Source organism: Halalkalibacter alkalisediminis, assembly GCF_028610705.1.
Taxonomy (GTDB): Bacteria; Bacillota; Bacilli; order Bacillales; family Bacillaceae_D; genus Halalkalibacter; species Halalkalibacter alkalisediminis.
The window spans coordinates 1-4,369 of record NZ_JAQQWT010000079.1 but is presented as its reverse complement, the minus strand read 5'-3'; the positions used below and the strand labels follow the sequence as shown (position 1 = coordinate 4,369).

Below are 4,369 nucleotides of genomic sequence, written 5' to 3'. Positions count from 1 at the left end.
ATCCTATACTATTGTCTGCATGGTAAAAAAGAACGTGCAAATGAGTTGCTTATGGCTTAATTAAGTTGATAAATGTTTAGCAAATGGCATTCCGTATCAGCACGGAATGCCATTTTAAGTTTTCCTCTATCCTAAACGGCTCCACATAAATTTAAAAAAGCATATTTTTCCGCTTAGGTTACAATACAAAAATGCAATCTATATATGACTTGTTCAAGTAACCTGACCTGTTTAATTTTATTTCTTCGCAAAATCCTCTAAAATAAGATCTTTACTGCACAGTATCCGTCTAATACGAAATTATATTTTTCTTCAACATTACTGCCTCTTTAACAAAATAAGAGCTGCCGCATCAACAACTCCTTATTCAGTCACTGCATCCAGTTAGCTGAAAATCATGTTCTTTTCAAATTTTCTTCAAATAAATCTATAATTTCTAAAAATCTCTCAGCTTCTCTAAATGTATGGTCAGCCAAAAGAGGATGAATATTACTTTTGATACGACATGCTTCAATTAACTCTCTAGCTGTTTTCTTGAAATCCCTTAAGGAAGCAACCGATACTTTATTTTGATTTAAAAATTGACTTAAAATTGGTTTAGTTTCTGATTGAGGACGCATGGAGTCTAAATCAACCGCTTGAAACATCAATTGGTCGAAATCATGGCTAAAATCTCTTGCCTGTTCAACCAATTTTCTTTCCGAAGGATCTAAAAGATGGCCAATAAACTTTGCATGGTCTGCCATAATTTTTAAGAAAAATACATTTTCTTCTATCACAGTATCTGGTTCTGGGGCAGGCTTCCCTTCATTCAGTTCTTTTAAACGATTAGCAAAATATGCTGCCTCTCTACTAATATGATCAACTAACAAAGGGAAATTGTTATGACGGATTTGGCAACTTAAAGTTAAGCCTAAAACTTTTCGTTTGTAGCCCCATATTGCTGCTGCAGCTTGGTAAACCTCACTATTAAAGGCTTGAATTTGACGTAAATCTGAATTTACAGTAAATCTAGCTAACCTTTCTTCAATACTTTCGAACAATGAAATAAACTGTCGAGCTTCATCGATAAGTTGGGTCTGTTCATAAGTAAAACCCAAGCTTAAAAATAAGGCATGTTCTTTCATAATCCTAGACCAAAATCGGATTTCGTCTAATGACCTCTCAACTATCGGATTTGCCATATTATCCCTCCTCATTTAACCCTCCCTTTATATATATACGTGTGTTACTTTGTACTAATTCGTTATTTACTCCTTTAATGGTACGTATATATTTTATTTCAATTTAATGACTAACTTAAAACTTCTTCCACTAAACTGCTTTCTTAGTCGAACTAGGAAAGCGATGTTATTTTTATGAAAGCATTGCTTCCTTTAATTTAATTACGCTGGTGCGGAAAGTCGTGGAATGCGAGATTCCCCGGCCCTATTTTGGTACTTATTGAACATTTCTAATCATATTCTTATAAAAGAAAACAATAAGAAGGGGTGTAAGTTAATTGAAAAAAGTTAAGGTTAGTTTACGGCCCATTGTAAGTAAGATAAATTTACCCACTGTTTTGAAAACAACTATACTTCCAGGTGACTCAATTGAAAGATTATTTATTGCAACCCAGGTAGGAGAGATTTATTACATAGGAAACGGAGAGATAAGGACTTTTTTAGATATTCGCCCACAAGTCATAAAACTAGCTGCTTCTGGTGGCGGATATGATGAACGGGGATTGCTAGGGCTAGCATTTCATCCCGAATTTTATTATAACGGTCTGTTTTATCTTCATTATTCAGTAGCTGGAACACAAGGTCCAGGTGCTCTTCTAAATTTAGAAGCTGCAAGAGATGGCCGTGATACTCTTCCTGAATTTTTTAAGCCTAATCCGTGTGATCCGAGAACCTTAAACCTAAAATGGATAAATAGAGAAATTCAATATGATCATATAGATACAGTTGAAGAATGGATTTTACAATCGAATGGTCAACCTCAAAAACGGCGGACATTACTTAATTTAAGAAGACCATTTTTTAATCATAATGGTGTCAATAGCTTAAACTTTTCACCTGAAACAGGAAAACTTATTTTAACAACCGGAGATGGCGGATCAGGCTATGATCCATTTAATTTAAGCCAGGATGATATGGAAATCGCCGGTAAAATAATTGAAATTGATGTAGTTAAGAATTCGTTTATCAATAATCCACCCGTAGTCACACGTTTTAATGAACTTCCCGCACCTATTCAGGAAACGCTTACAGTAATTACCAAAGGAGTTCGCAATATACCAGGCATTTCATTTCAAAGGTTTAATAATCAGTATATTAAATATGCGGGAAATGTCGGACAGGATTGGGTCGAGTCGATTTTTTCATTTGTTCATTATAAACCCATTCCGGTTACACAGCTTATTCAAGCTTCTTTAATGTATTCTAAGCCTGACCAAGAAGGATTTATTAACTTTGGCTGGCGGGGGTGGGAAGGTTGTTTTCCTACTTCGACCATGAGAGGCTGTACTAATAATCCGTCTTTGGATGAGAAAACAATTGCTTATTACAATGAATCAGTAGCACTTTCAGGGAGTCGTCTTCAGCCTTTAACTAGTTATTTTCATCAAGATCCCCGACCCGATAAGTTTGGAGGAACTGCACTTACAGGAATTCAGCCTTATATGGGGAATCAAATCCCTGGTTTAACAGGAAGTGTTGTGTTTACTGATTTTGCCCGGAAAGATTCTCAACCTCAGGGTAGAGGCGGTTTAGCTTATACCAGAGTGAGACCAGATGGCAAACAAAATGATTTTAGTGTGATTCAAATCGATTATAATTTTGGGTCTCAATCAGCCTTTTATACCAGTTTGGGAACGAATCTGGGTCAATCCAGACTATATTTAGGGGTTTATGGCTCTATGAATGTGACTGATCTTAACCAGGGCACTGTTTTTGAAATAGTTCCATGAATCATAACTATAAAATTCTACTTACTTGATACATCTCTTACATGGATTAAATTTAATCTAATTAACAACCAAGGGAGGAATCAGGCACCCTTGGTTGTTAATTTTTCCAGGTATTAAAGTTGAACACCTTGATTTCACCAAAATATTGTTTTTCTGTTACATAAGTTTCCGAGATGATTCCTGTAAACCTTTATATAGCAGCCCTCAACGACTTGGGGATCTATTAATCACCTGAAAAAAATGGGTGAATTTCCTGAAACTGAGCTGTTTTAGAGGATCACTAAATTATAATCATTTTTATTCTTCTAAAAATGAATAAAGCAATTTCAACCCATAGCCAGCTATAAAGGAAAGCAAATAAAAAGATACATATAGTAGTAAGAAATGAAAAGGAATCAGAGACGGCTGGACCTAGAATTGGAAAGTGGAAAATAAATATTAGACTCATTATTCCTAACATTAAAAGAATTGTCCCAGTAGCAATAATACTTAATCTCTTCCTAAAAAAGGAAAAAGATGCACCTATACCAAGCCCTAACAATCCTGTTGTAAAAGGAAATACAATTAGTTCAGTTGGCTGTAGGATCAATAACAACATAATTGTCATAAAATAGGACTTTACTCCAAATGGAATGGATAACATGGAACATAACAGAATAGGTGCAGTGGCAAGCGGACTTATAAAATATCCCATACCTGGTATAAAGCCACCAGCAGCCTGTAGAATGGTAGCAATACAAGCAAAAATAGACCCTAATATGAGCTTCATCGTTTTTTTATGTTTATTGAATATTATTTGAGATAAACGAACCTCATCAGAAATAGGTTTAAAAAAATACACTTTTTCACCTCATTCTAAATGGTTTATATGTTTTCCATACATTATATTTACCATTTATTAGAGGTGGAACTATTATTAATAATCCAAACATCAACATCCTTTTTAATGAAAATAGGCTTAATAAAAAACCTCTCTAAATTAATCGATAATACTAAAGGAGATGCACTTTTATTTGAATTTAAAGTCTATATGTACTTTTATGGATAAGAATGGTGATACTATGTCAAGAAAATGGACACATTGAATTGAGATTTTCTTTTTCTCCTACCGCGCTCCGCTTGCTAGCCACTAGATCAAGTTAAGGGAGGAAACCCTTAACTTGATCTAGTGGTATTTCTAAGATGCTCTTTTGCTGTGAAACGTGCATAATATAGCTTTTCAAATTCGAGCGGTGATAGATAATTAATAGTTGAATGGATTCTCTTGTAATTATAAAAACTAACGATATACTCAAAAATACTTCTTTTTGCTTGAAGTCGTGTGTGATAGTTTTCATGAAAAATCAGCTCTTTCTTAATCACACCATGAAACGATTCAATGCATGCATTGTCATAACAGTTCCCTTTGCGACTCAT

At 34.5% G+C, this 4,369-nt stretch carries 4 protein-coding genes; 1 reads left to right on the top strand and 3 read right to left on the bottom strand.

All coding sequences use genetic code 11. The annotated features are described in order from the left end of the window. Positions 1 to 395: 395 nt before the first annotated feature. Positions 396 to 1,184 carry a DUF2935 domain-containing protein gene (locus PQ474_RS25570; RefSeq protein ID WP_273848398.1) on the bottom strand — a complete coding sequence of 263 codons (789 nt, stop codon included), beginning with the start codon at positions 1,182 to 1,184 and terminating at the stop codon, positions 396 to 398. Between the two features lie 317 nt (positions 1,185 to 1,501). On the opposite strand from PQ474_RS25570, the gene PQ474_RS25565 reads away from it, so the two are divergent. Beyond that, complete coding sequence (locus tag PQ474_RS25565; protein WP_273848397.1) at positions 1,502 to 2,953, top strand: PQQ-dependent sugar dehydrogenase; 1,452 nt, start codon at positions 1,502 to 1,504, stop codon at positions 2,951 to 2,953. Between the two features lie 280 nt (positions 2,954 to 3,233). Here PQ474_RS25565 and PQ474_RS25560 read toward each other — a convergent pair whose 3' ends face one another. Together PQ474_RS25560 and PQ474_RS25555 are read right to left on the bottom strand one after the other, a co-directional pair. Beyond that, complete coding sequence (locus tag PQ474_RS25560) at positions 3,234 to 3,794, bottom strand: hypothetical protein (RefSeq protein WP_273848396.1); 561 nt, start codon at positions 3,792 to 3,794, stop codon at positions 3,234 to 3,236. 314 nt (positions 3,795 to 4,108) lie between these two features. Further along, on the bottom strand, positions 4,109 to 4,369 hold a 261-nt coding region (locus tag PQ474_RS25555), incomplete at its 5' end, for an IS3 family transposase (RefSeq protein ID WP_273848395.1).